We start from the raw sequence: 23,860 nt of genomic DNA, 5'->3' as shown, positions 1-23,860 counted from the left end.
GCTTGTCCCATGCCGGATACCCATGCCCGGCCAACAGGTGGTCAGCGACGCGCCGCGTCCGGCGCCTTCGCCGCCGCGTCGGGAAACAGTAACGGCTCCAGCTCGTGCAGCGCCTTGCGGTAGACGTGGCGTTTGAAGAACACCACATCCCTGGCCGGCCGCCAGTAATCGACCCACCGCCAGTCATCGAACTCCGGGGTCTCGCTGACGTCCAGGCGGACCACACCGTCACCCCCGGTCAGGCGCAGCAGGAACCACTGCTGCTTCTGCCCGACACAGACCGGCCGCTGGTGCCGACGCACGAGATGACGCGGCAGGTGGTAACGCAACCATCCGGAGGTAGCCCCGATCAGCTGAACATGCTCCGGCAGCAGCCCGACCTCCTCGTGCAGCTCCCGGAACAGCGCCTCCTCCGCCGACTCGTTCCGTTTGATGCCTCCCTGCGGAAACTGCCAGGCGTTCTGACCGATTCGGCGCCCCCAGAACACCCGCCCCTCCCCGTTACAGAGGATAATGCCGACGTTTGCCCTGAATCCATCCGAATCAATCACTTAGAAATTATTCCAATGTTCGGGTTGATACTCGGCATTGTTCCACAAACCATCAAGAACCGGCAAACTGTGCCATACGGCGGCCCAGCCCCACGGGCGGTGCGGCATCAATCTCTGGACCCGAACCAACGGACACGTCATGGCGCTCGCAATATTCGACCTCGACAACACCCTGCTCCGCGGGGACAGCGACCACCTGTGGGGCCGCTTTCTGGTAAGACGCGGCATCGTCGACGGCCCAGAATACGACGCGGCGAACGACCGTTTCTACCAGCAGTACCTTGAAGGCACCCTGGACCCGCGGGCGTATCTGCGGTTCGCGCTGGAGCCGCTGACCCGCCACGCGCCGGAGCAGCTCGACGCCTGGCGGCAGGAGTTCGTGCGCGAATGGATTCGCCCGCTGGTCCTGCCGGAAGGGGTCGACCTGGTGCAGCGGCACGCCGAACAGGGCGACCGAACGCTCATCATTACCGCCACCAACCGGTTCATCACGGCGCCCATCGCCGACCTGTTCCAGGTGGACGCCCTGCTGGCGTCCACCCCGGAATGGCGCAACGGCCAGTACACCGGCGAGATCATCGGTCCGATCACGTTCGGCAGCGGCAAGGTTGACGCACTCGAGAAGTGGCTGCAGAAACGGGACGACACCCTGCGCGGGAGCTACTTCTACAGCGATTCCCACAACGACCTGCCACTCCTCCACCGGGTGGATCATCCGGTGGCGGTGGACCCGGACGACACGCTGGATGCCACCGCCCGTGAACGGGGCTGGCGGCGCATCAGCCTGCGGGGCGCCCCGTGAACATCCTCAACGGGCTGGCCATCATTCTCGGCTGCCAGTTGGCCGGGGAAGTGCTGGTGCAGCTCGCCGGGCTCCCCGTCCCCGGCCCGGTGGTGGGCATGGTGCTGCTGCTCGGCGGACTGATCTGGTTCGGTGCTCCGCCGACGGGGCTGCGCACCGTCAGCGAGACCCTGCTCCGCTACCTGGCGTTGCTGTTCGTACCGGCCGGAGTCGGCATGATGGCCCATTTCCAGCTCATCGCCAGAGACTGGCTGGCCATCAGCGTGGCGCTGGTGGTGAGCACGGCGCTGACCCTGATCGCCACCATGCTGGCGCTGCGTGCCATGCTTGCCATGCGCCAGCGCCGTGGCCGCTCCTGAGGCGCACCATGGTCACGGAAGAGCTCACCGACATCTGGGTCTATCTGGCCACCTCGCCGCAGCTCTGGCTGACCATGACGCTGCTGGTGTTCCTGTTCAGCACCTGGCTGAACCGCCGCCTCGGCGGCAGCCCCGCGCTACACCCGGTGTTGCTGTCCATGGGGCTGCTGATCGGCATTCTACTGCTCACCGACACCGACTACGACACCTACTTCGAGGGTGCCCAGTTCATCCATTTCATGCTCGGCCCCGCCACCGTGGCACTGGCCATCCCTCTGTACGACCACCGCCGGCAGATCCGCGACTGGCTCGCTCCACTGCTGGTGGCCGGCATCACCGGCACCACGGTGGCCGCACTGTCCGCCATCGCCGTCGGCGCGGTGCTGGGCGGCAGCCCGGCCAGCCTGATGTCCCTGGCACCAAAATCCGTCACCTCACCCATCGCCATGGGTGTGGCCGAACAACTGGGCGGCCTGCCCTCGCTCACCGCCGCCCTGGTGCTTATCACCGGCAGTCTCGGCTGCATCATGGCCCCGGCCATCATCCGCCTCATGCGGATTCGCGATGATGCCGTGAAGGGGTTCGCCATGGGGCTCACGGCCCACGGACTGGGCACGGCTCAAGCGTTCAGCATCAGCGCCACCGCCGGCGCCTTTGCCGGGCTGGGCCTCAGCCTTGCCGGTCTCATCACCGCCTTTCTGCTGCCGTTGTTGATCGCGTGGATGCCGGTGGGGTAAGGCCGAGCTACGCTCCCGGAAACAGAGGCAGGTGCGCCAGCGCGATTGCACCCTCGCCGGCATCGCCCTCGGTACAGATGGCAGCCCGGGCCGCGACACTGGCACTGGCCAGGGCCATGACCTCTTCCATGCCGGCCAGCGTCGAGCCGGTGCTGATCACGTCATCCACCAGCACCACCCGCTTGCCCTCCACCAGCTGGCGGTCCTTGGCGTCGAGATACAGGGTCTGTTCGCTGCCGGTGGTGATGGACCGGGTCGTGGCGCGCAGGGCATCCCCCATGTACGGCTTCCAGCTCTTGCGCAACACCACGTAGGGGTGACCGGTGCGCACCGACAGGGCGTGGATGAGCGGGATGCTCTTGGCTTCGGGCGTTACCAGAGTGTCGTAGTCGTGGGCGGCCAGCCGCCCCGCCAGCAGAGTGGCGGCGGTTTCCACCAGCTCCGTGTCGCCAAGGGTGTTGAGCACTGCGATCCGCAGACCGGGGGCCACCTCCATCAGCGGCAGGTCGCGAGAGACGGTTCCAATGGTCAACCGGTGCGTCTCGGGGTCGGACACGTTACACCTCCCAAACGACAAACGCCCCGAGGGTAACCCCCTCGGGGCGCGTCGGGAATCTGGAGCGGGTGATGGGATTCGAACCCACGACCCCAACCTTGGCAAGGTTGTGCTCTACCACTGAGCTACACCCGCGATAACGATGAGGCGGGAGTGTAAAAAACGGGCCGGGTCATTGCAAGGTGACCCGGCCACAGGACGGTGGACAAGGAACTGATCATTCCTCATGAGCCCATGGGGTACGGGCGGCCCCTCAGAGCTCAGGAGTATTGTTTGTCAGATCAAAGGGTGAAACAATCTCGCATTCATCATCACGAACATGAGACATATTCATGTTTCTGGATCTCCGACATCTCCGGGCCCTGCTCGCCATCCACGAGAATGGCAACCTGTCGGCTGCCGCGCAGACGCTGCACATCACCCAGTCGGCGCTGTCGCACCAGCTTCGCAGCCTCGAGGACCACTTTGACACGCCGCTGTTCTTCCGGCGTTCCCGGCCGCTTCGCTGGACGCCGGCCGGGCAGAAGCTGCTGCAGCTGGCGCAGCGGATCGTCCCGGAAGTGGAGCGCGCCGAGGGCGAGCTCCGCCACACTGGCGACGGCCAGCACGGGCGGCTGCACATGGCCGTGGAGTGCCACAGCTGCTTCGAGTGGCTGATGCCCACCCTCGATCGGTATCGCCCCGACTGGCCCGGGGTGGAGCTGGACCTGTCCATGGGCTTCAGCTTCCATCCGCTGCCCGCTCTCTATCGTGGTGACGTGGATCTGGTCATCACCTCGGACCCTGAAGAGGATCTGAGCGGCCTCACGTACGTGCCGCTATTCCGCTACGAGATGCTGCTGGCGGTGGGACGGCAGTCACCCCTGGCCGGGCGCGACTGGATCACGCCAGAGGACCTCACCGACCAGGTCCTGATCACTTACCCCGTCTGCCCCGACCGGCTGGACATCTTCAGCCGCTTTCTGGAGCCCGCCGGGCTGGAGCCTGCCGAGCGTCGCACGGCGGAGCTGACCGTCATGCTCGTGCAGCTCGTCGCCAACGGCCGCGGTGTTGCCGCGCTGCCGAACTGGGCGCTGCGCGAGTACCAGGATCAGGCCAGCGTCCACGCCCGCCCTCTGGGGGAGAACGGGCTCTGGAGTACCCTATATGCGGCGGTCCGCTCCGAAGACAGGGACAAGCCGTTCATCGACGCCTTCATCCGCCTTGCCCGAGAGCGCACCGCCGAAACGCTCTCGGAGATCATCCCGGCGCGCTGACAACCCCCGGTGGATGGACTATACAAGCGGTGAATCCGCACCCCGCGGCTGTCTCCGGATGCGCCCATGGCCGCCATCGACTCCGTCAACCAGGGTTTCCGTCACCGCTACCTGCGCTTCGCCGAGCTGACATCGCAGCTGCGGGCCTGGGCAGAGACCTACCCCGAAGTCGCCACCCTTCACAGCCTCGGAACCAGCGGCGACGGCCGCGAGATCTGGCTACTGGAGATCGGCCGCGATCCGGGCAGGCGGCGACCCGCCGTATGGGTGGACGGCAACATGCATGGCACCGAACTGGCCACCTCCAGTGTCGCCCTGGCCATTGCGGAGGCGTTGCTACGGGTCCACGTGGAGCCTGCCAACGCTGCTGCCGAACTCCCGGCTCCGCTGCTGGAAGCGCTTCGCGACATCCACCTGTACGTCGCCCCACGCCTTTCTCCCGACGGAGCCGAGGCCGTGCTCGAGCGCGGCGGATTCGTGCGCTCCGTCCCGCGACGCCAGGACACCACCGGCCACGCGTCCTGGTGGCAGCCCCGAGACATGAACGGCGACGGCTGCTGCCGCTGCATGCGTATCCCCGATGCCGCCGGTGATTTCGTTGCAGCCCCGGATTGTCCCGGCCTGATGCTGCCACGGCAGATCGACGATCCGCCGCCGTGGTTCCGTCTCTACCCCGAAGGGGAGATCATCGGGTTCGACGGCGAGACCATCCCTGACGCCGACCCGCTGGTGAATACCGCCGATCTCAACCGCAATTTCCCGTGGGACTGGCGACCCGAAGATCAGCAGACCGGAGCCGGTGCATTCCCGGGAAGCGAGCCGGAGACCGCCGCGGTCATGCGGTTCGCGGAGAACCATCCCAACATCTTCGCCTGGCTCAACCTGCATACTTTCGGCGGCGTGTTCATCCGCCCCCTGGGTACGCAGGCGGATGCGCACATGCACCCGGGCGACCGGCGCCTCTACCGGCAGCTGGCGGACTGGGCCGCCACGTTCACCGGCTACCCCACGGTCAGCAGCTACGAACAGTTCACCTACGAGCCGGAACAGCCCCTGCGCGGGGACCTGGTGGACTTCGCCTACCATCAGCGCGGCTGTCTGGCCGTGGCCTGCGAGCTCTGGGACCTGTTCCGGCGGCTGGACATGCCCACCCCTGCACGGTTCGTGGATCACTACACGGCGCTCGACCGTGACGACCTACAACGCCTGGCGCACTGGGACCGGGACTACAACCAGGGACGCATCTTCTCCCACTGGACACCGCTGCACCACCCGCAGCTCGGCGCGGTGGAAGTGGGCGGAACCGACCCGGTGATCGGCATCTGGAACCCACCGCCCGAATCACTGCCGGCTCTCTGCGAGAGCGTCGCCGGCTACTGGCTTCGGGTCGCAGCGCTGCTGCCACGGCTGGTGATTGAAGAGGTGGTGGTCAGCTGCCTCGACGCGCAGCTGTTCGAGGTCAGTGCGACCATTGCAAACCACGGCTACCTGTCGACCGCCGGGATCCCGTCTGGCGAGACGCTGCCTTGGAACCACGGCGTGCTGGCGGAACTGAACCCGCGCGACTGCCGGCTGGCGGCCCCGACCGACGCCCGCCGCGATCTGGGGCACCTGGAGGGCTGGGGCAACGGCGCCGGCGCCATGCGGCACATGCCCTGGTTCCAGCGCTCCGCGGGGAGTGGTCACCGCCAGACGCTCCGCTGGCTGGTCCACGGCGAAGGCACGCTGGCGCTGTCGGTGGGCAACGCCCGGCTCGGCTGGATACAGCAGATGATCAGCGCGCGCTGACGCCACAATCCACCACTGCCTCCTCGCCCGCCGCGTAAAGCCGGTCACAGGGGGCCGGACGCACGGCCATGCCACCGGTGAAGCCCCCGAACGCGGGCAGTACCCCGCCGGACGCCCCGAACCAGAACACCGGCACGCGCAGCCGGTCACCGCCACCGCCCAGTGTCCACACCGGATGCAGATGCCCGGCGAGCACATAACCGCTCACCGGTGCGGCAACAGGCTCGTGGGCCAGCAGGAACGGCGGCTCCGCCAGCGGATGATGGTGCCAGTCCAGTGCCCAGGCCGGATCCGGGGCGCCGGCGTGGCGATCGTGGTTGCCCGCAACCACCGTGACCGTGAGCGCACCATGGGCCTGCCGCCAGGCCGTGAACCGGTCGAGCCAGGGTTCTCCGGCCTCCGGCCGCCCGTGGAAGAAGTCGCCCAGGACCAGCAGCCGTTCCGCGCCGGTGCGCTCCAGCAGCAGCGACAGCCGCTGAAGGTCGGCATCGGTGCCGCCAGCGGGGACGGGCACCCCCCGGCGCCGGAACACCCCACCCTTGCCGAAGTGCGGATCGGCGATCACAAGGGTACGGCGACGGGGCCACACCAGGGCGCGGCCGGGCAGCAGCCAGAGCCGCTCGCCGGCCGCACGGCAGCAGACTGCGCCAGGCGGCGGGACATGGTGTTCGGCGGCCGTATCAGGCATCAGGGGTCTGGCGCTCCAGTTGGCCCAACATGCGCTGGACACGTGTCTGCCAGTCTTCGGAACTCACCCGCGACTGCACGCGGCTGACCCACAGCGGGAAGGCCAGGGGCGTCAGGCGGCGGGGGCGGGTCAGCAGCAGGCGCCGCGCCTGTAGGCCACGAAGCAGGTCGCGCAACCGCCCCAGCTCCAGCTGACTCTCCAGCACTTCCTGCTCGGCCTGAGCCAGCAGCGGGTGGTCCGCATCATACCGGTGCAGCACGTCGAAGATCAGCCCGCTGGACGCCTGGACCTGGCGCGTGGACTTGCCCCGCCCGGGATAGCCCTCGAACACCAGGCCGGCAATGCGGGCGATCTCGCGGAAGTGGCGGCGCGCCATCTCCGCGGCGTTGAGACTGGCGCGCAGATCCGCTTCCAGACTGTCCGGCGAGAGCACTCTGGCGAGCACGTCGCCGTCCACCTCCGGCAACCGCCGGGAGACCAGCTCGAAGCCGTAATCGTTCATGGAGAAGCCGAACGTGGCGGGCGCTTCCCGCGTGAGCCGCCACGCGACCAGCGCCGACAGCGCCTCGTGAACCAGGCGCCCGGCAAAGGGGTAGACGAACAGATGCTGCCCTTCCCTGGAGCGGATGCGCTCCACCAGCAGTTCATCCCGCCCGGGCAGGGCCGATGCACTGCGCTGGGCTTCCAGCACCGGCCTTACGGCTGTCATTTCCAGGCCGTGGTAATGGCCGTCCCGCGCCTGCTCCAGGCGGGCGCCGACACCGTCGGCGAGCCGCGTGGACAAGGGCATCCGCCCGCCCATCCAGCGCGGCACGGCGCGCGTGCGCCCTCTGGCGCTGCGGACCTGCGCGGTCATGTCGCGTACACGGACCAGTTCCAGCGCCCGGCCGCTGAACAGGAACTGCTCGCCGGGCTTGAGGCGGGCAATGAACGCCTCCTCCACGAAGCCGATGAGACCGCCACGCTGGTACTTCACGCGCACCATGCTGTCGGCCGTGATGGTGCCCACGGCCATGCGGTGTCGGCGACCGATGGTGGCATCGGTCACGCGGAAAACATCGCCGTCGCGCTCGACCCGCCGGTACTGCGGATACGCCTTGAACGTGCTGCCGCCGGTGGTGATGAAATCCAGCAACCAGCGCCACTGTCGCTCGGAAAGGCCGGCGTAGGCGTGGGTGGCGCGCACCTCCGCCAGCTGAGCGGCATCGGTAAACCCCGGCCCCAGGGCAAGCGTCACCAGATGCTGCACCAGCACGTCGAGACAGCCCCGCAAAGGCGGTCGCGCCTCCACCTCCCCGGCCACTGCCGCATCCCGTGCGGCGGCGATCTCCACCAGTTCGAAGGCGTGGGTCGGCACGCACAGCACTGCACTCTCCGCGCCGGGCTGGTGGCCGCTGCGGCCGGCGCGCTGGACGAGCCGCGCCACGCCCTTGGGGCTGCCTACCTGGAGCACCTGGTCCACCGGGGTAAAGTCGACCCCCAGGTCCAGGCTGGAGGTGGCAACCACGCAGCGGATAGCACCGGCCCGGAGCCACACCTCCACCTGATCGCGGACACTGCGGTCCAGCGATCCGTGGTGGAGCGCAATCTGGTCGAACCAGTCCGGCCGGGCCTGCAGGAGCGCCTGGTGCCAGAGCTCCGCCTGAGAGCGCGTATTGGTGAACAACAGGCTGGTGTCGGCCCGGTCCAGTGCTGCCAGCACATCGTGGACCAGGTTCGTCCCCAGGTGGCCGGCCCAGGGGAAGCGTTCCATGCGCTCCGGGATCACGGCGTCGATGGCGGTACGCTTCGGCAGCAAGCCCTGGATCAGGTCGCCGGACTGATCCGGACCCAGCAGCACCTCCCGAGCCTCGTCCAGATTCCCCAGCGTCGCCGACAACCCCCACGTCTGCAGCCCGGGGCAAAGCGTGCGCAGGTGCGCCAGGCAGAGCTCCAGCTGGACACCCCGCTTGCTGCCCATGAGCTCGTGCCACTCGTCCACCACCACGCAGCGCAGGTGGCGAAAGCGCGCATGGGCGTCGCTGTAGCTTAACTGCAGCGACAGGCTTTCCGGGGTGGTCACCAGCGCCGAGGGCAGGCGGCGGCGCTGGCGACTGCGGGTGGCACTGGAGGTGTCTCCGGTCCGGCGCTCGATGGTCCAGGGCAGGCCCAGCTCGGTGGCAGTCTCTGCGAGGTGAGCGGTGGTGTCCGCGGCAAGCGCCCGCAGGGGCGTGATCCACAAGACGGTCAGCGGCGGTGGCTCCACCGGCGGGTTCTGAAGCGCTTCCAGCACGGGGCCGAACCACGCGGCCAGCGTCTTGCCTGTGCCGGTGGGGGCGTGGATCAGCCCGCTGCGCCCGGACAGGTAGGCATCCCACGCCGCGCGCTGGAAGTCGAAAACCGCCCAGTCACGGGAGGCGAACCAGCGCTGGATTGGGTGTTCGGGCCGCATGGGTGGCATTATGCCTCCATAATCACTGCAGCGTGGATCGACGAGCCCCGGCCATGACCCGATACGGAAAACTGCTCCTCACCGGCCTGGCGCTGCTGCTCGGGTTGCCCGCCGTCGGCGTGGCGGACGGACGCGCCGTGGCTCTGGAAGTGGACCGGCGCATGTACGCCGGTATCGCCGGCTTTACAGCGCAGTCACGCATGCGCGCCGGCGACGACGCCGGCAGTGGCGTGAACACCCTCAGCGACGGCCCGCTGCTGCGGCTGGGACGCACGGGCCGCCCCGCACGCTACGACGTGGAACTGGCGCGGACCAACTACGATGAGGGTGAGCTGTGGCTCACCATGGCATCGCTGGATTATCTCATCCCGGGCGGTGGGCTGTTCTCCGGCTACGTAGGCATCGTCGGCGGGTACGGGCGCATCGAATGGAACAGCGACGACCCGTTCGGCGGTGACGAGAACTTCGGCGTCCGCGGTGAGCGCGACAGCAGCTACGTGGCCGGCGTGCGCGGCGGCGGCCTGATCGAAGTCACGGAGCTCGTCCAGGTGGAGATCGGCTACCGCTATCTACACACAGAGCTCAGTCGCCGCTTCGACGCCAACGGCCGTGGCGGCAAGGTCCAGGTCCGCAACGTGCGAATGGTCCACGCCGGTGTGAACTTCAGGTTCTGACAAGGAGACGCGATCATGCCTGCACAACGAGCCACCCGCCGGCCATGGCCGGCCCTGCTGACGCTCATGGTCGCGGCGCCCCTCGCGCTGCCGGCCACCGCCTCGGCCGAGGAATCCTTTTTCGGCGTGGGTGTGGGGCAGCACCGCATGCACTTCGACAGCGATGACCGCGACAACTTCGACGTGGGCACCGAGGACGAAATCGGGCTGCAGCTGCGCGTGGGCATGGCGCGTCCCAACTCCCGCCTGTACGGCCAGTGGTCCATCATCCCCGGCAGCGACTTCTTCATGTCCTCGCTCACGGTGAATCAGGATTTCCTCTGGCGGGCCGCACCGCAGTTTCAGATTTACGGCGGTATCGGCGGCGGAGCGGTCACTCTGAGCTGGAACGGCGACAACAGCATCGACACCATGCCCGGGTTGTCAGTCCAAGCGGGCGCCATAGTGGAGATCACCCGGACGGTCCACGTGGAGCTGGGCGTACGGCAGCTGTTCACCCGGCTGCGCACCGACCCAGAAGGGGCGGACGGCAGCGATGTGGATGTGGATCTGGACCGGATCGGCATTGCCTCGGCCAGCGTGAACCTGCAGTTCTGACCTCCGGTCAGGGCAGCATGGCCTTGACGTCGTCCAGAGTGTCGGCCTCGCCCGGGGCAAGATCCTCGCGCCAGCGGCTGATCCGGGGAAAACGCATGGCAACACCGGACTTGTGGCGCCGGGAGGGTGCCAGCCCCTCGAAGGCCAGTTCGAACACCTGCTGCGGCGCCACCGAACGCACGGGACCGAAGCGCTCGATGGTGTGGCTGCGGATCCAGCGGTCCAGGCGCTGGATTTCGGCATCGTCAAGCCCGGAGTAGGCCTTGGCCACGGGCACCAGCGTGTCGCCGTCCCAGACACCGAAGGTGTAGTCCGTGAACAGACTGGACCGGCGCCCGTGCCCGGGCTGGGCATAGAGCATCACGGCGTCCACCGTCCGCGGCGCCAGCTTCCATTTCCACCAGTCTCCACGGGTTCGCCCCACCCGGTAGGGTGAACCGCGGCGCTTGAGCATGATGCCCTCGGTGCCCTCCTCTCGGGCCGTCTGCCGCAGCGAAGCCAGAGCCACCCAGTCACCGGAGTCCAGGGCCTGGGCCCGCCGGAGCGCACCGGCACCATCACCGATCACATCGCGCAGCAACTCCCGCCGTGCCTCCAGGGGCTCCTGCCGCCGGTCCGCCCCCCCCGCTTCCAGCAGGTCGTAGGCGAGAAAGATGACCGGTGCCTCGCGCTGGATCTTCGCCGACGGTCGCAGACGCCCGATCCGCTGCTGCAGCACGTTGAACGGCAACGGCGTGTCGTCCTCCCACGCGAGGATCTCGCCATCGAGCACCAGACCGTCGGGCAGATCGGCGGCCGCCGCCTCGATCTCGGGGAAGCGCCCAGCCATCATGTCCTCGCCCCGGGACCAGATGAAACACTCGCCGCCGCGCCGCAGCAGCTGCCCGCGGATGCCATCCCATTTCCATTCGGCGATCCAGTCGCTGCGGTCGCCCAGCGCCGTCGGGTCGGCCTCCAGCGGCGAGGCAAGGAAGAACGGATAGGGCCGCGAGCGGTCTTCACCCTGCTCTTCCGGGTCGAGCAGGGCCTCGAACGCCGCCGGCGTGGGCTGCCACTGTCCCATGAGGCGGTGGGCCAGGGTTGCCGTCTCCAGCCCGCTGACCCGGGCCAGCGCACGGACCACGAGCCGACGGCTCACGCCCACGCGGAACGCCCCGGTGAGCAGCTTATTGAGCACGAAACGCTGCGGCGTCGGCAGCGCCGCCCACCATCCCAGCACGGCGTCACGACGCGCCTCCGTCGCCATACCGCGCAACGGCTGAATGCGCTCTTCCACCCACACGTGCAGCGGCGTGGCATCCTGCTCCGGGGGCGCAAAGGGCTGATCCAGCAGCAGCGCCAGGGTTTCCGCCAGATCCCCCACGGAGGCGTACGTCTCTTCCAGCAGCCAGGCGGGCATGCCGGTGGCCTCCAGGGTCCACGCGCGCAGCTCGGCGGTAGGCACCAGACGGCGGAGACGCCGACCGGTGAGAAAGTACACCGCCCAGGCGGCGTCGGCGGCCGGTGCCTCACGAAAGTACGCCTCCATGGCGGCGACCTTGCCGGAGGTGGCGGTGGTCTCGTCCAGGGCCTGATAGAGCGCGGTGAAGCGTTGCATCAGTCGTCCGCCTCGCCGCCGTAGTCGGTCACCAGGGGCTGCGCATCAACCCCCTCCACCTCATTGAGGTAGCGCACCAGCACGTCGGTGCGGCCGTGAGTGGCGAGCACCCGGCGCGCCCCGGTGTCGCGAACGGTCTGGAGCAGCGCGGGCCAGTCGGCGTGATCGGACACCACGAACCCGCGGTCGTAGCCCCGCCGCCGCCGGTTGCCGCGAATCCGCATCCAGCCGGAGGCGAAACCGGTGGACTCCGGACGGAAACGGCGCATCCAGGAACTGCCCGCGGCTGACGGCGGTGCCAGAACCAGCGCACCGGCAAAGTCGTGGTTGCGCGGCATGGCGCTGACCGATGCCGTGGGCAGCATGGCCACACCGGCATCCCGGTAGGCGTCGACCAGTGGCACCATGGCGCCGTGGAGATAGGCCGTATCGCGCGTATAGGCCAGCAGTTCGGCGAGAATGCGCTGCGCCTTCCCCAGTGCGTAACAGAAGAGAACCGCGGTCTGCCCGGCGCGAGCGCAGGCCCGCCACCACTGGTGAATCTCGCCGGCCACCCGCGCCACCGGCTCCCAGCGGTAGATGGGCAGCGCGAACGTGGCCTCGGTGATGAACGTATCACAGGGTACGACCTGGAACGGTTCGCAGGTGGGATCGACGTCGCGCTTGTAGTCGCCCGATGCAACCCAGACGCAGCCCCGGTATTCCACGCGCACCTGCGACGAGCCGAGTATGTGCCCCGCGGGGTGGAAGGAGATCCATGCGTCACCGAGACGGAAGGGTTTGTCGAAATCGCAGCCGAGGATCAGCGCGTCGCGACTCAGCCGCCGCTCCAGCAATGGGCGGCTGGCGTGACTGGCGTAGTAGATCCGGTGCCCCCAGCGGGCATGGTCACCGTGGGCGTGGGTGATGACGGCCCGCTCCACCGGACGCCACGGATCGATGTAGAAATCGCCGGGCGGGCAGTACAGCCCGCGCTCGGTGGGCCGGATCAGGTCGGCGACCATGGCGGCTCCCCTGGCAGATGGCCCGGCTCAGCGGTTCCGGCCGGGGACCCAGAGCACGTCGCCCTCCGCTTCGGCGTTGACGAAGCGCGCGGCGACAAAGAAGTAATCGGAGAGCCGATTCATGTACTGCAGGGCGGCGGGATTGATGGACTCATCGTCCGCCAGGGCGGCGATATCCCGCTCCGCCCGGCGCGCCACGGTACGCGCATGGTGGAGATGCGCGGCACTGGCCGTTCCCCCGGGGAGGACGAACGAGGTCAGCTTCGGCAGACCGGCATTCAGGGCATCGATGCGCTGCTCCAGCCAGTGGACCTGCTGCTCACTCACCCGCAGCGGCGGAAACTCCGGCTCGTCCTGTTCCGGGGTGCACAGGTCAGCACCCACGTCGAAGAGATCGTTCTGGATACGCTCCAGATCCGCTGCCACGGGCGCGCCGGCGTGCAGACGCACGACGCCTACGACGGCGTTGACCTCATCCACGGTCCCGTAGGCGGTCACCCGTTCACCGTGCTTGAGCACCCGGGAGCCGTCGCCGAGCCCGGTGCTGCCGGTATCGCCAGTGCGGGTGTAGATGCGCGTCAGTTTGACCATGGGTCACTCCACCCTGTGTTCGTCCGGCCTGTGCCCGCCCTCGCCGACGCGCGCGAGCACGGCACGCTTGTCGTCGACGCTCATGCGCGACCAGGTGGCGATCTCGTTGAGGGTGCGACCACAGCCCATGCAGTAACGCCTCTGCCCGTCCATCTGGCAGAGCCCGACGCATGGGGATTCCGGGTACGACGCGGTGGACATCCGCTACCTCCAGTCAGGGAAAGCGGCGGCACGAGTGGCCGCCGCCGAAAACACGACAAGGGCACATTCTCTGCGGCCGGGGGCGAACACGCAAGGCCCGGCGGAGAGCGGGATCCGGTCAGCTCTCGCCGTCGGTATCCTCGCCAAGGACCAGCTCGGTCGCCTCTTCGCCGGGCATGACCGGCATGGCACCGGCCAGGCGCCGGGGTTCGCCGCGCAACTGACTGTCGAACACCGCGCGGAAGGCGAGCACGCTTTTGACGTAGTCCCGGGTTTCACCGAACGTGATGTTCTCGATCCAAACCGCTGCCGGCTGCCCCGGATTGTCTTCCAGCCAGCGGGCGGCGCGCTCCGGCCCGGCGTTGTACGCCGCCGCGGCGAGGATGACATTGCCATCGAAGCGCTCGAGCATCTGCGACAGGTAGGCGGCGCCGAGGCGCGCGTTCACGGCGGGCTTGTAGAGATCCACGCCCGCCGGGTCCGATACCCCGAGACCATCGGCGACACGCCGGCCGGTCTCGGGCATGACCTGAAGGAGCCCCCGGGCACCCACCCGGGAGCGGGCGTCCGGTGAAAACGCACTCTCCTTGCGGGCCACGGCGTAAACCAGTGCCGGGTCCACGTCGGCGGCCGCAGCGGCCGGTTCCAGGACGTTGCTGAACCCGGCCGGGAACCGCAGCGCCAACGCATTGTGCATCCCCGCGCGGTTGGCGTTGTGAATGGCCCGGTCGTACCACCCCCAACCCAACGCGAGCATGGCCGCCTGGGCACGGGTGTCGGTGTCGGCCCCGGCAAGGGCCGCCTCCCATTCCCGCCGCGCCTCTGTAATCAGGCCCACTTCGCGCAGCTCGCGGGCGCGCTGCATCCCCGGGCGGCTCGCCAGTGCCGCCTGACGGTCGGCGTCGTGGTCCAGGTCGGCTTCGTTCATGGCGTAGGGCCGGCCCAGGGCATCCGCCGCCAGGAACCCGTAGTAGTTGCGCGTGCGGGCAAGGGGCTCGAACAGCTCTTCGGCGCGATCCTTTGCGCCGGTCATCCACAGGGCGTGGGCGCGCCAGTAACGCCACTCCGCCTGCTCGCGCTGCTTGCGCGGCAGTGCCCAGACCGCATCAACCAACCGCGGCCAGTTCTGCTGTCCCACCGCAACCCGCGCCTGCCACTCGAGCACCGTGTCGTTGCGTGCCGCTTCCGGCAACTCGTCCAGCAGTTCCAGTGCCTCGTCATCGCGGGAGTAGGCAGAGCGCAGGGCGATCTCGCGCTGCAGTTCCAGCGCCATCTCCCGGGGCAACTCGCCGCGTGCGGCATATCGCTCCAGTCGCTCCCGGGCCACATCCCGGTCGCTGCGCGCCAGCACCCGGATGCCGAAGCGCACCAGCTGTCGTCCGCGACGGCTGTCCACGTCAAAATCCGGGTCGGCCAGTGCAGTGGCCGGGTCGCGGTTGAGACGCAGCCAGTCGTCCAGCCACTGCTGGTCGGCCTCGGCCAGGCGGGGCCGCAGGGCACGGGCGAGGCCGGCGCTGCCGCTGTACATGGCGCGGGTGATGCGCTCCCAGCGTTGTTCGTCGCTCAGCGCGTCACGGTCGTACAACTCACTGAACACGGCATCGCAGGCCGACGGCTGCGAATGGCCCACCAGCCAGAGCCCCCGAGCCTCCCGCAGCCAGTCGTCGTCGACGCCGTCGGTCGCCCGGCGCGCACGCAGGCCGTAGCAGCGCAGCGTGGCGCTACCACCACCGCGGTGGAAGCGCTGGTATGCCTCCCAGTCTTCCCTTGCGCCGAGTTCGTGGAGCCATTGCCCGCGGAATCCACGGGCGAGAGGCAAGTCTCCGTAGGCGTCCAGGAAGGACTCCACCTGGCCGGCCGTCAGGCGACTGGTGTCACTGAGCAGGTCCGCGTAGATCAGATACGGAAGCAGCGGATAACCCTTGAGCTGGTCACGGAGTTCGTCCATGTCCACGGACAATCCGAGGCCGATGCGTTCATGGGCGTTACGAAAGAGGTCGCGCTGGTTTTCGAGCCGGTCGGATGCAGCAGCCGTCTGCAGCAGGAAAAGTACAGACACAAACAACAGGACCAGGCTCCGGGGCATGGGGCGCACTCCAACAGGGGAAAGAGATGAACTTTCACGTGAGGATGCACGCAAAACCCTTTGAAGAAAAGGGCATTTCGTCCGGAAGAAACTGTCTCAATCAAACGACATATCGATTAGATACTGATGGTGAACCGCCCGCTGCGCATCCGGGTCGTCCACCGCTCTCTCACGGGCAATACGCTCGATGTAGCGCTCCGGAAAATCATGGCTGCGCGCCCCGGCCAGGACGATATCGCGGTACCAGCGGAACGGTCGTGCGGCGGCATCCGTAGTGCCGGGCACGGCGACGTAGCAGAACGTCTCCAGCCAGGCGTCACGGCAATGAACCAGACGTGGCTCGATCAGGTAGCCCGTGCCCAGGTCCTCGGCGCGGTCCAGCACCGGCTGTTCGTCGCGGTGGACGGCATAGACGACGCCCCATACGGTGTCCGATTCGCCACCGGCGCACTCGATGTTGCACTTGGCCGTGCCGTCCGCACGACTGACGTGGTTGAAGTACAGGCAGTGCCCCGGCAAACGGCCCACCCCCAGCCATTGCGCCGAGGGGGTCCGTTCCAGCAGTCGTGCCTGCAGCATGTTGGAGCCGTAGGCAAAATAGTGGCGCCAGTCAGACATCCGCTCTCCAGTTGCCTGCTACACCTCCAGCCACTCCTTGCGCACGTCCGGGCTGTCTTCCAGTTGTGACGGCGTACCGTCGAAGACGATGCGGCCATCGCCCATGACGTACATGCGGTGGGAGATCTGCTTGGCGATGCTCAGCTTCTGTTCCACCAGCAGCACGGCGATGCCGTCGGCAGCGATCTCTTTCAGGAGGTCCGCGAGTTCCGCCACGACACGAGGTGCAAGCCCCTCGGTCGGTTCGTCCACCATGATACACCGAGGATTGCCCATGAGGGTCCGCGCCATGGTGAGCATCTGCTGCTCACCACCGGAAAGCGCCTCGGCCGGAGTGTCGCGCCGCTCTTCCAGACGCGGAAAACGGTTGAACACATCCCGGTATCCCCAGCGCCCGCCATTGCCCCGCCGCTTGACCCCCAGCTCCAGATTCTCGGCAACGCTCAGGCCGGGGAAAATGGCACGGTCCTCGGGAACGTAACCAATGCCGAGGTGGGCGATACGGTGCGGGGCCTGACCGGTGACGCGGCGACCATCAAAATGGACGTCACCCACCGGCGGCACCAGCCCCATGACCGACTTGCACAGCGTGGAGCGGCCGACACCGTTGCGCCCCACCAGGCTGACGATCTCGCCGGCGCGCACCTCCATGGAAACGCCCCGCAGCACGTGGGACTTGCCGTAGTAGGCGTGCAGTTCGTTGGTCACCAGCATCAGTGCACCTCCGTTCCGAGATAGGCTTCCTGAACCGCCGCGTTGGCTCGCACGGCCTCGGGCGTATCGCTGGCTATCACCTCGCCATAGACGAGCACCGAGATCCGGTCCGCAAGATTGAACACCACGCCGAGGTCGTGCTCGACCATCACCAGCGTGCAGTCGGTGGTGATCTCGCGAATCAGTTCGACCATGTCGTCCGCCTCGGTGCGGCTCATGCCGGCGGTGGGCTCGTCCAGAAGTAGCACCTTGGCCCCTGAGGCGATGGTTGCGCCGATCTCCAGCGCGCGCTGCTCGGCATAGGTAAGCAGCGAAGCCGGCACATGCTGCTTGGCCGTGAGATTCAGCCGCTCCATGAGCTCTTCCGCCCGCTCGGTCACCTCCTGTTGGGAGTTGACCAGTTTCCAGAATGCATACTTGTGCCCCTTCGACCACAACAGGGCGCAGCGCAGGTTCTGCATCACGGTCATGTTCTGGAACAGGTTGGTGACCTGAAAGCTCCGGCTGAGCCCCATGCGGTTGACGCGATGAGGCGGCAGACCGTCGATCTCACGGCCGAATAGTTGAATGGTCCCGGAGGTGGCCTCGAGCCGGCCACTGATGAGGTTGAACAACGTGGATTTACCGGCCCCGTTGGGGCCGATGATCACGTGCCGTTCGTTGGCCTTGATGTCGAGATCGACACCACGAATGATTTCCGCCCGGCCAAAGTTCTTGGTCAGCCCCTTGAGGGCCAGCGCTGTCTCCTGGCTCATTACGCCCCCTCCCCGGAATCAAGCGCACGCCGCAGCAACGGCCTGGCGTGCAGGAAAAATACGGCGAGCGCACCCGCCATCACCGCGAATGACACCAGCCACGGCACCATGCTGGTGGCATCGATGGTGACGAAGAACAGGGGCATGGGTTCCTGAGGGTTCCAGTGCCGGAGCACGTGGTAGGCCTTCTCGATCACGGCGATGAGCGCGAGGACGAAAACCAGCATGGCGCTCGTGGCGTAGAGCCGCGCATGGAACGACCGGACCCATTCCCCAGCACGCCAGCTCATCACCTGCTGATAGGCGACGCCGAACAGCCCCTGGGGCGCGAACATGACCACCGCAACGAACAGCAGCCCGAAGTACAGCAGCCAGGCATCGGTGATGGAAGACAGCTCACTCTCCAGAAACACCACCAGGACGGCACCCACGACCGGCCCGAGGAAGAAGCCGATGCCGCCGATGTAGGCGCTGAGGAGCACCAGTCCGGACTGGATCATGCCCACGGTCTCATCGGTGATGATCTCGTCGACCACGATGAACAGTCCGCCCGCGAGACCGGCAAAGGTCGCCGCCAGCACGAACTGGAAGAAGCGCACCATCTGCGGACTGTAACCGACAAACTGGGCCCGTTCCGGGTTGTCACGAACCGCATTGGCCATCCACCCCAGCGGCGTCTGGCGCAGCAGGAACATGATGACCGCGGCAATGAGCGCCCACACGGCGACCAGGTAGTAGACGTTGCGGCCCGGGCCGTAATCGATCCCGAACAGGGACACCGGAGCCTCCCTGTTGCCGAACAGGCCGGCCTCGCCGCCGAAGAACCCGGTGAACATCAGGGAGCTGGCGGTCACCATCTCGCCGATGCCCAGGGAGATCATGGCGAACACGACGCCGGCACGGCGCGTCGAGACGGCGCCGAAGATCAGGCCGAACAACAGTCCGCCCAGAGCACCCACCACCGGCAGCAGCTCCAGGGGCATACCGAACCCTGTCGCTTCGATGTACCGCAGCATATGCATGGCCATGTAGCCGCCCAGGCCGAAGTAGACGGCATGGCCGAACGAGAGCAGCCCCGTGTTGCCAAGCAACATGTTGTAGGACAGGGCGAAGATGATCATCACGCCCATGTGGCTGATCATGGTGAGGCCGTGGTTCGACGTCACCAGCAGCGGCAGCAGCATGGCAATGACCACGGCCACGAGCCAGGGCCACAGGCGTCGCACCCAGATGCTCCGGCCGACTCCGCCCGCTGCCGCTCCAGTCTGTACTTGAGTCGTATTCATGATTCACGTTTCCCCATCAGGCCGCGCGGGCGGAAAATCAGCATCAGCACCAGCAGCAGGTACGGGAGCATCGGCGCAATCCGCGTGGAGTCCATGTACCAGATGGTGGCGAAGAAGCTCTCCGGCGGGACGGCGTAGCCGAACACCATGCCCAGGTTGGCCAGCGACCAGTCCACGGACAGCGCGAACGTCTGCAGCACGCCGATGAGGATGGAGGCGATCAGCGCCCCCTGAATGGAGCCAAGACCGCCCACCACGACAACCACGAACACGATCGGCCCCATCATGAAGGCCATGCCGGGTTCGGTGACGAGCTGGATGCCACCAACGACGCCGCCCAGTGCGGCCAGGCCGGTGCCGAAGGCAAACACCCACATGAACACCTGCGGCACGTTATGGCCCAGGGCCGAGACCATGTCAGGCCGCGACAGGGACGCCTGGATAATCAGTCCGGCCCGGGTGCGCTTGAGCAGGAGGTAGAGCCCCACGAACATGGACACGGCCACCACCAGGACGAACACGCGGAACGCCGGATAGTTGGTGCCGAACAGGGAGAACAGCGGGAAGTCCAGCGCCTCCGGCACGCGGTAGTTCATGGGGGTGTTGCCCCAGAACAGCCGCACCAGTTCTTCCACCACATAGGCCAGACCGAAGGTGAACAGCAGTTCAGGCACGTGGCCGTACTGGTGCACCTGACGCAGGCCGAAGCGCTCCACGGCCGCGCCGATCAGGCCCACGGCAATGGGCGCGAGAAAAAGTGCCACCCAGAACCCGGTGTACAGGCCCATGGTGTAGGCGAAATAGGCTCCCAGCATGTAGAAGCTGGCGTGGGCGAAGTTGAGCACGCCCATCATTCCGAAGATGAGCGTGAGACCGCTGGACAGCATGAACAGCAACATGCCGTACAACAGGCCGTTGAGCAGGGAGAAAGTAATTGTTTCTAACATGCGGGCCCCACCGGCAGGACGCGGAGTCAGAACTCCGGACCGGGGGAACCGGTCCGGAGCCTGGCGGTTTTGTCGTTATGGCTCAGGGACGATCCATCTCGCAGGTCGTCGCCGACGTGGCATCTTCCACTTCGATCCGGGACAGGGTCCGGAAGCCGACCCCCGAGTTCTCGGAGTCGTACTCGACCTCGTCGTCCATGATGGAGATGTACATGGGCTGCAGCATCTGGTGGTCGTCCGCGCGCATGGTGATCGTGCCGGTGTGGGATTCGAACTCCATGCCGGAGAGCGCCGCAGCCACCCCTTCGGCGTCAGTGCTGCCGGCTTCTTCCACGGCTGCCTTCAGCATGTACATCAGGTTGTAGACACGGTGGAAGTACCAGTCGATATCCGGGTAGCGCTCCTTGAACGCATCCACCCACTCCCGGTACTCGTCGTGGCCTTCGTCCACGTTGACGTTGGCGTGCCATTCGGTGATCTGCGCCACCCGGTCGACCCCGGCACGGCCGATCGCGGCGGGCACACCCAGCCCTCCCGCGTAGTAGGTGTAGAAGTTCACGTCCAGGCCGGCGTCTTCCGCTTCCCGAGCGAGCAGCGAGAGGTCGTTGCCCCAGTTGCCGGTGACCACGGAGTCGGCGCCGGACTGGCGGATGCGGGAGACGTAGGGCGAAAAGTCCCGCACCTGGCCGATGGGATGCAGCTGTGTGCCCACGATTTCCACGTTCGGCATCTTTTCCGCGGCGAGATCCTGGAACCGACGCTCGATCTCGTGACCGTGGGAGTAGTCCTGGTTGATGAGGTACACCTTCTCGATGTCGTCGCGCTCCATCATGTAGTTGCTGAGCGCTTCGAGCTTGATGGTGGTGTCCGCGTCGAACCGGAAATGCCAGTAGCTGCACCGCTCGTTGGTCAGGGACGGGTCCACTGCGGCGTAGTTGAGATAGAGCAGCTTGTTGTCCGGGTTACGTCGGTTGTTGCGGTTGACCGTCTCGATGATGGCGCCGGCCACGTCGGAGCCGTTCCCCTGAGCGACAAAGTCGATGCCGCGGTCAGCCGCCCGCTGCACGAGCTGCGCCGACTCGGACGCGCTCTGGTTGTTGTCCATGGGCACGATTTCAACCTGCCGGCCATTGATCCCGCCTTCCTCGTTGATGCGATCGGCGGCGAAGCGGAAGTGCTTCAGTCCGGCATCGCCGACATTGGCGAAAGGCCCGGACAGCGGGTCGATGAATCCGATACGGATCGGATCGTCGGCCTGGGCAGTGGACAGGGACGCAAGTGCAATGGCGCTCGCTGTGGCAAGGCCGGCAAACAGGCCGGCAGTACGGCGTGGCTTCGTCATGGTGCTCCTCCAGGAATCGACCTTCATGGGCCGTTGTGATGTTCTTTCCGGGCCGGCCCTGCGGGCCTGTGCCTGGATACTTGTCCGGTGCCGCTCTCGGACGGCTCGACTCTCTTTGTATGATGCCGCCGGCGAAATTGCAAGCTTCGGAACACCGTTCCGCATTGCGGACAGAGCCGCTGCGCGAGGCGTCAGTCCAGCGCCCTGACCGACGGCTCGCGGGTCCAGGTGCTCGTGCGCCCGAACGCCGCGATGCCCACGTATCCACGCAGGTCCAGCGTCTCGCCGCCTTCGGCGAGGGTCACGCGGGCACGGTAGGTATTGCCGTTCTCGGGGTCATAGATACGCCCACCGTCCCAGCGGCGCTCCCGGCTGTCGTCCCGGGCCATGTCCCAGACGATGCGCAGGCCGACGACCTCGCGGTCACGCAGCTCCGGATCGTCGTTGTTGGTATCGCGCAGCGGTTCGCCGTCTTCGTCGTACGGGTCTTCCAGCCAGACGATCCGGCCACAGGTGAGCGCGTCGTCGTCGGCACAGGGGGCGAGTTCGATCTGCGCCGTGCCCTCCTCCGACAGCCAGTATCCGTGCACGTCCTCGTCCGCCACGGCGGTGGTGGCGAGCGCCAGCCCTGCAGCTAGCGCCAGTCCCTTTCTCGGCATGACTCCTCCTCAGGCGGCCTTGCGCAGACGCGCGAGAAACCGCTCAAGCTTGTCCAATGCCTTTTCCAGGTCCTCCCGATGGGGCAGAAACACCATGCGCAGGTGATCCGGTGTCGGCCAGTTGAAGGCCGTCCCCTCCACCAGCAGCAGGTGTTCCTGCCGCAGGAGGTCGAGCACGAGCTGGCGGTCGTCCTCGATCGGGTAGACGGCCGGATCCAGGCGCGGGAACAGGTACAGAGCACCAGTTGGCTCCACACAGGAGACACCGGGAATCGCGTTGACGCGCTCCCAGGCCAGGGTGCGCTGCTCGTGCAGCCGGCCGCCGGGTGCCACCAGATCGTCGATGCTCTGGTACCCGCCCAGCGCCGTCTGAATGGCGAACTGGGAGGGTACGTTGGCGCACAGCCGCATGGAGGCGAGAATGCTCAGCCCTTCCACGTAATCGGCCGCGCGGTCCTTGCCACCGGACAGGAACATCCAGCCGGACCGGAAACCGGCGGCGCGGTAGCTCTTGGACAGGCCGCTGAAGGTGATGCACAGGGTCTCGCCGGCCAGCTTCGCCAACGGGTAGTGCTTCGCCCCATCGTAGAGAATCTTGTCGTAGATCTCGTCGGCGAACAGCACCAGATCGTGGCGGCGCGCGATCTCCACGATCTGCTTCAGCGTCTCTTCGCTGTAGACGGCGCCGGTGGGATTGTTCGGGTTGATGACCACGATGCCGCGGGTGCGGTCGGTAATCTTCGCCTCCATGTCCGCGAGGTCCGGCTGCCAGCCGTTGTTCTCGTCGCACAGGTAATGGACCGGGCGCCCACCCGAGAGGCTGACCGCGGCCGTCCACAGTGGGTAGTCCGGCGCGGGAATCAGCAGCTCGTCGCCGTTGTTCAGCAACGCCTGCATGGCCATGACGATCAGCTCACTGACGCCGTTGCCCAGGTAGATGTCCTCCAGCGCCACCTCGGTGATCCCGCGCTGCTGACAATGCTGCATGATCGCCTTGCGCGCCGAGAAGATCCCCTTCGCGTCGGAATAACCCTGCGCTTCAGGGAGGTTCCGGATCACGTCATGAAGAATCTCGTCCGGCGCATCCAGGCCGAATGGCGCCGGATTACCGATATTCAGCTTGAGGATGCGGTGCCCCTCGTCCTCCAGGCGCTTCGCCTCTTCCAGGACCGGGCCACGGATGTCGTAACAGACGTCCGCGAGCTTGTGGGATTTACGGATCAACGACACTCCCGACTCCTTGGCAACGAATTCGGATGGGGAGCAAGCCGGCTGGTTTGCGCGACAGGGCATCGCTCCCGCGGGCTTCGAGTATACTCATCTCGCCGCCGCCAGTGCCATGCTCCACGGGGCCCTGTAGCACTTCGGTGCCTGCGGGGTGAACGTGATCACGCAACGCCCGCTCCGGGGATTTACCCGGCGGCCGGGACGGGGTAGCCTCATAGCCCATACGGTAGAGTATGTTGGCGTTGTGCCATCAACGGGGAGAAACCGACACCATGACCGATTACACCGCCCCGACGCGGGACATGAAGTTTGTCATGCAGGAGCTGCTGGATCTGGATGCGATCAGCGCCCTGCCGGGGTTCGAGGAGGCGAGCCCGGAGCTGGTGGACGCCGT

At 66.9% G+C, this 23,860-nt stretch carries 25 protein-coding genes and 1 tRNA gene; 8 read left to right on the top strand and 18 right to left on the bottom strand.

From position 1 onward, the window contains the following. Nucleotides 1-41 precede the first annotated feature (41 nt). Nucleotides 42-551, bottom strand: a complete 510-nt coding sequence (locus ACNSTU_RS10595) for an RNA pyrophosphohydrolase (RefSeq protein WP_290635334.1) — start codon at nt 549-551, stop codon at nt 42-44. Between the two features lie 139 nt (nt 552-690). On the opposite strand from ACNSTU_RS10595, the gene ACNSTU_RS10590 reads away from it, so the two are divergent. Genes ACNSTU_RS10590 through ACNSTU_RS10580 form a run of 3 tightly spaced genes read left to right on the top strand, consistent with a single transcriptional unit; the run spans nt 691 to nt 2,449 of the window. Then, entirely contained in the window at nt 691-1,353 is a 663-nt protein-coding gene (locus tag ACNSTU_RS10590; protein WP_290635335.1) for an HAD family hydrolase, read from the top strand. After that, entirely contained in the window at nt 1,350-1,712 is a 363-nt protein-coding gene (locus tag ACNSTU_RS10585) for a CidA/LrgA family protein (RefSeq protein ID WP_290635336.1), read from the top strand. The genes ACNSTU_RS10590 and ACNSTU_RS10585 overlap by 4 nt, the downstream gene beginning before the upstream one ends. Before the next feature lie 8 nt (nt 1,713-1,720). Continuing rightward, on the top strand, nt 1,721-2,449 hold the full coding sequence (locus ACNSTU_RS10580; RefSeq protein ID WP_290635337.1) for an LrgB family protein: 729 nt from the start codon (nt 1,721-1,723) through the stop codon (nt 2,447-2,449). A gap of 7 nt (nt 2,450-2,456) precedes the next feature. Here the strand turns inward: ACNSTU_RS10580 and ACNSTU_RS10575 are convergent, their stop codons facing one another. Both ACNSTU_RS10575 and ACNSTU_RS10570 read right to left on the bottom strand, forming a co-directional pair. After that, complete coding sequence (locus ACNSTU_RS10575; protein ID WP_290635338.1) at nt 2,457-3,005, bottom strand: phosphoribosyltransferase family protein; 549 nt, start codon at nt 3,003-3,005, stop codon at nt 2,457-2,459. Nucleotides 3,006-3,065: 60 nt separating this feature from the next. Continuing rightward, nucleotides 3,066-3,140 (bottom strand) — tRNA-Gly (locus tag ACNSTU_RS10570). Between the two features lie 197 nt (nt 3,141-3,337). Here ACNSTU_RS10570 and ACNSTU_RS10565 point away from each other — a divergent pair. Both ACNSTU_RS10565 and ACNSTU_RS10560 read left to right on the top strand, forming a co-directional pair. Continuing rightward, on the top strand, nt 3,338-4,261 hold the full coding sequence (locus ACNSTU_RS10565; RefSeq protein WP_290635339.1) for a LysR family transcriptional regulator: 924 nt from the start codon (nt 3,338-3,340) through the stop codon (nt 4,259-4,261). Between the two features lie 66 nt (nt 4,262-4,327). Continuing rightward, on the top strand, nt 4,328-6,049 hold the full coding sequence (locus tag ACNSTU_RS10560; protein WP_290635340.1) for a M14 family metallopeptidase: 1,722 nt from the start codon (nt 4,328-4,330) through the stop codon (nt 6,047-6,049). On the opposite strand, the gene pdeM is transcribed toward ACNSTU_RS10560, so the two are convergent. Next, nucleotides 6,036-6,737, bottom strand: coding sequence for a ligase-associated DNA damage response endonuclease PdeM (gene pdeM / locus ACNSTU_RS10555; protein WP_290635341.1), 702 nt, complete (start codon nt 6,735-6,737; stop codon nt 6,036-6,038). The two genes, ACNSTU_RS10560 and pdeM, sit on opposite strands and share 14 nt — an antisense overlap. Further along, complete coding sequence (locus ACNSTU_RS10550; protein ID WP_290635342.1) at nt 6,730-9,168, bottom strand: ligase-associated DNA damage response DEXH box helicase; 2,439 nt, start codon at nt 9,166-9,168, stop codon at nt 6,730-6,732. The genes pdeM and ACNSTU_RS10550 overlap by 8 nt, the downstream gene beginning before the upstream one ends. Nucleotides 9,169-9,221: 53 nt before the next feature. On the opposite strand from ACNSTU_RS10550, the gene ACNSTU_RS10545 reads away from it, so the two are divergent. Together ACNSTU_RS10545 and ACNSTU_RS10540 are read left to right on the top strand one after the other, a co-directional pair. After that, nucleotides 9,222-9,842: a hypothetical protein gene (locus tag ACNSTU_RS10545; protein WP_290637893.1), complete on the top strand. Its 621-nt coding sequence runs from the start codon at nt 9,222-9,224 to the stop codon at nt 9,840-9,842. 15 nt (nt 9,843-9,857) lie between these two features. Beyond that, a complete protein-coding gene (locus tag ACNSTU_RS10540) occupies nt 9,858-10,439 on the top strand; it encodes a hypothetical protein (protein WP_290635344.1) in 582 nt (193 codons plus the stop codon). Between the two features lie 7 nt (nt 10,440-10,446). Here the strand turns inward: ACNSTU_RS10540 and ACNSTU_RS10535 are convergent, their stop codons facing one another. From ACNSTU_RS10535 to ACNSTU_RS10475, 13 genes are all read right to left on the bottom strand, one after another. Then, entirely contained in the window at nt 10,447-12,036 is a 1,590-nt protein-coding gene (locus tag ACNSTU_RS10535) for an ATP-dependent DNA ligase (protein WP_290635345.1), read from the bottom strand. Continuing rightward, nucleotides 12,036-13,040 (bottom strand): ligase-associated DNA damage response exonuclease, encoded by a 1,005-nt coding sequence (locus ACNSTU_RS10530; RefSeq protein WP_290635346.1) that lies wholly within the window; start codon nt 13,038-13,040, stop codon nt 12,036-12,038. Before ACNSTU_RS10530 ends, ACNSTU_RS10535 begins: the two co-directional genes overlap by 1 nt. Before the next feature lie 27 nt (nt 13,041-13,067). Next, nucleotides 13,068-13,631: a cob(I)yrinic acid a,c-diamide adenosyltransferase gene (locus ACNSTU_RS10525; protein ID WP_290635347.1), complete on the bottom strand. Its 564-nt coding sequence runs from the start codon at nt 13,629-13,631 to the stop codon at nt 13,068-13,070. Between the two features lie 3 nt (nt 13,632-13,634). Beyond that, complete coding sequence (locus ACNSTU_RS10520) at nt 13,635-13,832, bottom strand: DUF1289 domain-containing protein (protein WP_290635348.1); 198 nt, start codon at nt 13,830-13,832, stop codon at nt 13,635-13,637. Nucleotides 13,833-13,950: 118 nt separating this feature from the next. Next, nucleotides 13,951-15,918, bottom strand: a complete 1,968-nt coding sequence (locus ACNSTU_RS10515) for a transglycosylase SLT domain-containing protein (RefSeq protein ID WP_290635349.1) — start codon at nt 15,916-15,918, stop codon at nt 13,951-13,953. A 96-nt stretch (nt 15,919-16,014) separates the two neighbouring features. Beyond that, the gene (locus ACNSTU_RS10510) at nt 16,015-16,536 is read right to left on the bottom strand and encodes a gamma-glutamylcyclotransferase family protein (protein ID WP_290635350.1); all 522 of its coding nucleotides are present in this window, start codon (nt 16,534-16,536) and stop codon (nt 16,015-16,017) included. An 18-nt stretch (nt 16,537-16,554) separates the two neighbouring features. Then, the gene (locus ACNSTU_RS10505; RefSeq protein ID WP_290635351.1) at nt 16,555-17,250 is read right to left on the bottom strand and encodes an ABC transporter ATP-binding protein; all 696 of its coding nucleotides are present in this window, start codon (nt 17,248-17,250) and stop codon (nt 16,555-16,557) included. Then, nucleotides 17,250-18,005, bottom strand: coding sequence for an ABC transporter ATP-binding protein (locus ACNSTU_RS10500; RefSeq protein WP_290635352.1), 756 nt, complete (start codon nt 18,003-18,005; stop codon nt 17,250-17,252). The genes ACNSTU_RS10505 and ACNSTU_RS10500 overlap by 1 nt, the downstream gene beginning before the upstream one ends. Further along, nucleotides 18,005-19,291 (bottom strand): branched-chain amino acid ABC transporter permease, encoded by a 1,287-nt coding sequence (locus tag ACNSTU_RS10495; protein WP_290635353.1) that lies wholly within the window; start codon nt 19,289-19,291, stop codon nt 18,005-18,007. Before ACNSTU_RS10495 ends, ACNSTU_RS10500 begins: the two co-directional genes overlap by 1 nt. Beyond that, entirely contained in the window at nt 19,288-20,238 is a 951-nt protein-coding gene (locus tag ACNSTU_RS10490) for a branched-chain amino acid ABC transporter permease (protein WP_290635354.1), read from the bottom strand. Before ACNSTU_RS10490 ends, ACNSTU_RS10495 begins: the two co-directional genes overlap by 4 nt. Before the next feature lie 82 nt (nt 20,239-20,320). Next, the gene (locus ACNSTU_RS10485) at nt 20,321-21,580 is read right to left on the bottom strand and encodes a branched-chain amino acid ABC transporter substrate-binding protein (RefSeq protein ID WP_290635355.1); all 1,260 of its coding nucleotides are present in this window, start codon (nt 21,578-21,580) and stop codon (nt 20,321-20,323) included. Nucleotides 21,581-21,771: 191 nt separating this feature from the next. Further along, a complete protein-coding gene (locus tag ACNSTU_RS10480) occupies nt 21,772-22,239 on the bottom strand; it encodes a DUF2147 domain-containing protein (RefSeq protein WP_290635356.1) in 468 nt (155 codons plus the stop codon). 9 nt (nt 22,240-22,248) lie between these two features. Beyond that, nucleotides 22,249-23,469 (bottom strand): pyridoxal phosphate-dependent aminotransferase, encoded by a 1,221-nt coding sequence (locus tag ACNSTU_RS10475; protein ID WP_290635358.1) that lies wholly within the window; start codon nt 23,467-23,469, stop codon nt 22,249-22,251. Between the two features lie 230 nt (nt 23,470-23,699). Here ACNSTU_RS10475 and ACNSTU_RS10470 point away from each other — a divergent pair. Then, on the top strand, nt 23,700-23,860 hold a 161-nt coding region (locus ACNSTU_RS10470), incomplete at its 3' end, for an acyl-CoA dehydrogenase N-terminal domain-containing protein (protein WP_418212375.1).

Source organism: Aquisalimonas sp. APHAB1-3, assembly GCF_048323695.1.
Classification (GTDB): Bacteria; Pseudomonadota; Gammaproteobacteria; order Nitrococcales; family Aquisalimonadaceae; genus Aquisalimonas.
Note: the sequence above shows the minus strand (reverse complement) of the source record. Positions and strands in the feature narration are given on the sequence as shown.

Coding starts and splice junctions, on each gene's coding strand:
- ACNSTU_RS10510 (WP_290635350.1), bottom strand. CDS start 16,536: ATGTCTGACTGGCGCCACTATTTTGCCTACGGCTCCAACATGCTGCAG.
- ACNSTU_RS10560 (WP_290635340.1), top strand. CDS start 4,328: ATGGCCGCCATCGACTCCGTCAACCAGGGTTTCCGTCACCGCTACCTG.
- ACNSTU_RS10565 (WP_290635339.1), top strand. CDS start 3,338: ATGTTTCTGGATCTCCGACATCTCCGGGCCCTGCTCGCCATCCACGAG.
- ACNSTU_RS10520 (WP_290635348.1), bottom strand. CDS start 13,832: ATGTCCACCGCGTCGTACCCGGAATCCCCATGCGTCGGGCTCTGCCAG.
- ACNSTU_RS10540 (WP_290635344.1), top strand. CDS start 9,858: ATGCCTGCACAACGAGCCACCCGCCGGCCATGGCCGGCCCTGCTGACG.
- ACNSTU_RS10550 (WP_290635342.1), bottom strand. CDS start 9,168: ATGCGGCCCGAACACCCAATCCAGCGCTGGTTCGCCTCCCGTGACTGG.
- ACNSTU_RS10485 (WP_290635355.1), bottom strand. CDS start 21,580: ATGACGAAGCCACGCCGTACTGCCGGCCTGTTTGCCGGCCTTGCCACA.
- ACNSTU_RS10590 (WP_290635335.1), top strand. CDS start 691: ATGGCGCTCGCAATATTCGACCTCGACAACACCCTGCTCCGCGGGGAC.
- ACNSTU_RS10580 (WP_290635337.1), top strand. CDS start 1,721: ATGGTCACGGAAGAGCTCACCGACATCTGGGTCTATCTGGCCACCTCG.
- pdeM (WP_290635341.1), bottom strand. CDS start 6,737: ATGCCTGATACGGCCGCCGAACACCATGTCCCGCCGCCTGGCGCAGTC.
- ACNSTU_RS10490 (WP_290635354.1), bottom strand. CDS start 20,238: ATGTTAGAAACAATTACTTTCTCCCTGCTCAACGGCCTGTTGTACGGC.
- ACNSTU_RS10515 (WP_290635349.1), bottom strand. CDS start 15,918: ATGCCCCGGAGCCTGGTCCTGTTGTTTGTGTCTGTACTTTTCCTGCTG.
- ACNSTU_RS10525 (WP_290635347.1), bottom strand. CDS start 13,631: ATGGTCAAACTGACGCGCATCTACACCCGCACTGGCGATACCGGCAGC.
- ACNSTU_RS10535 (WP_290635345.1), bottom strand. CDS start 12,036: ATGCAACGCTTCACCGCGCTCTATCAGGCCCTGGACGAGACCACCGCC.
- ACNSTU_RS10505 (WP_290635351.1), bottom strand. CDS start 17,250: ATGCTGGTGACCAACGAACTGCACGCCTACTACGGCAAGTCCCACGTG.
- ACNSTU_RS10495 (WP_290635353.1), bottom strand. CDS start 19,291: ATGAATACGACTCAAGTACAGACTGGAGCGGCAGCGGGCGGAGTCGGC.
- ACNSTU_RS10545 (WP_290637893.1), top strand. CDS start 9,222: ATGACCCGATACGGAAAACTGCTCCTCACCGGCCTGGCGCTGCTGCTC.
- ACNSTU_RS10530 (WP_290635346.1), bottom strand. CDS start 13,040: ATGGTCGCCGACCTGATCCGGCCCACCGAGCGCGGGCTGTACTGCCCG.
- ACNSTU_RS10480 (WP_290635356.1), bottom strand. CDS start 22,239: ATGCCGAGAAAGGGACTGGCGCTAGCTGCAGGGCTGGCGCTCGCCACC.
- ACNSTU_RS10500 (WP_290635352.1), bottom strand. CDS start 18,005: ATGAGCCAGGAGACAGCGCTGGCCCTCAAGGGGCTGACCAAGAACTTT.